This is a genomic window from Pseudomonas fuscovaginae SE-1 (assembly GCF_000364705.1).
Lineage (GTDB): Bacteria > Pseudomonadota > Gammaproteobacteria > Pseudomonadales > Pseudomonadaceae > Aquipseudomonas > Aquipseudomonas fuscovaginae_A.
This window is the reverse complement of the sequence record NZ_AQOH01000337.1, coordinates 1-2,111: the sequence shown is the minus strand read 5'-3', so window position 1 is coordinate 2,111 and position 2,111 is coordinate 1. Positions and strand designations below refer to the sequence as shown.

The following is a 2,111-nucleotide window of genomic DNA, read 5'->3' as shown; positions in this document are numbered from 1 at the left end:
TCCGCATTTTATTTAAACGCTTCGGCACAGGTGGCCTTTTTGATTACAGAAGCTTTGCTCGATATCCATGGCGTATCTCGATAGGCAATCAAGTTGATATCAATCGAGGTTGCGAACTTTATCCATCCATGCAAACCGAACAAGGTATCATTACACTAGAAGACAATGTCGTTCTGGGCCCTGGCGTCATAATTTTTTCATCCACTCACGACTACAAAGCACTAGACTTACCTGACATGTCTGCCCCAGTAACCGTTTGCCGCTATGCTTGGATCGGTGGGAAAACCATCATTCTACCAGGCGTTATCATCGGCGAAGGCGCAGTCATAGGTGCCGGCTCGGTCGTCACAAGAAGCATCCCCGCCTACTGTGTTGCAGCCGGAAACCCGGCGAGAGTCCTTAAGCAAAGAACCATAGAAAACAATCAAGACTAAGAAGGCCCATACACATTAAATAAAATAATTTCGATTCCGTCATGTACGAAGTATGAAAATGAGACGCCGACACAGCGACCAAACAACATAATTCATTAGAGCAGAAAATCATATGAGCACAGAAAAAATACTCTTCAATCGCCCATTCATGACAGGTAAGGAACTGTACTATATTGCGGAAGCCAAATTTGGAAATATGCTGGCAGGCGACGGCCCCTTCACCAAGCGCTGCCATCAATGGCTCGAACAGAATACAGGATGCAGCAAGGCACTTCTGACCCACTCCTGCACAGCCGCGCTGGAGATTGCGGCACTGCTACTTGATATCCAGCCCGGCGATGAGGTGATCGTACCCTCCTATACCTTTGTTTCTACGGCCAATGCCTTTGTTCTACGTGGAGGAGTGCCAGTTTTCGTTGATATTCGCGAAGACACACTGAACCTTGACGAGAGACTCATCGAAGCAGCTATCACCCCGCGAACAAGAGCAATCGTCCCAGTCCATTACGCAGGGGTGGCCTGCGAAATGGACTCAATCATGAATATCGCAAGCAGGTACGGACTCAAAGTCATTGAAGATGCCGCTCAAGGCGTTATGTCCAGCTACAAAGGCAAAGCACTCGGCAGCCTGGGAGATCTCGGCACATTCAGCTTTCATGAAACGAAGAATGTTATTTCGGGTGAAGGTGGGGCGCTACTGGTCAACAATCCGCAACTATCACTTCGTGCTGAAATCATTCGCGAAAAAGGTACCGATAGAAGTCGTTTTTTTAGAGGTGAGGTGGATAAATACACTTGGCAGGAAGTCGGCTCGTCGTTTCTACCCGGAGAGCTGATCGCAGCGTTTCTTTGGGCACAGCTTGAAGAAGCCCAAAGCATCACAAAGAGGCGACTGGCAGCTTGGGATCACTACCATATCCGCCTGGCTGCACTCGAAGAAAAAGGACTTGTTCGGCGCCCAGTAATACCTACTGACTGCCAGCACAACGCCCATATGTATTATGTCTTGCTGCCACCCGGGGTCGATCGACAAATCTTGCTGAATGAAATGAAACGTAACGGAATATACGCCGTTTTCCACTATGTGCCCCTTCACTCCTCACCAGCAGGCAGACGTTATGGCAGATCCCACGGCTCACTGAATGTCACCGACTCTCTCTCCGAGCGCCTACTACGCCTACCTCTCTGGGTTGGCTTGACCATGGAGCAACAAGACTATGTCGTCGAGACGTTAACCCGAGCCATTAGCTGATCCACCTTCCAATGAATGACTGTCTTACCCACAAGAGGAACCCGAGAGACGATGGTTTTCAGCAAGTTGAAACAGGCTTTGAACAAGGCCACCAGCCACGTCGGCACCACGTTACTACTCGTGGTGCTTGCATACCTCTCTTATGCAACTCCCATGCTCTATGCCTATTTCGAGTCTATAAACTTTATTTACGTGAATGCATGGGATGAAGAGACCTATCTAAGCTATCAAGGCGCCCTAGGTGCCATGAAAATACCTGGCTACTGGACATCAGGTGCGACTGTATATCTGTTACAAAATTTCGGACTGAGTGGTGGCGATATAAATGTCCTATTCGACTGCCTTATAACCCCTCTTACCTTCCTACTGATTGCATGGTGCCTAAGAAAAGCAAATATCGAAAAAAGAAGAGCACTGATCTACTC

The 2,111-nt window shown here is 48.5% G+C and carries 3 protein-coding genes; all 3 read left to right on the top strand.

Annotated features, from left to right (window positions below; genetic code table 11):
• A partial coding sequence (locus K675_RS32600; protein ID WP_157383999.1) for an acyltransferase occupies window positions 1-434 on the top strand: 434 nt, incomplete at its 5' end.
• A 112-nt stretch (window positions 435-546) separates the two neighbouring features.
• Window positions 547-1,686, top strand: a complete 1,140-nt coding sequence (gene rffA, locus K675_RS0126765; RefSeq protein ID WP_017906541.1) for a dTDP-4-amino-4,6-dideoxygalactose transaminase — start codon at window positions 547-549, stop codon at window positions 1,684-1,686.
• A gap of 51 nt (window positions 1,687-1,737) precedes the next feature.
• On the top strand, window positions 1,738-2,111 hold a 374-nt coding region (locus K675_RS31455), incomplete at its 3' end, for a hypothetical protein (protein WP_037007265.1).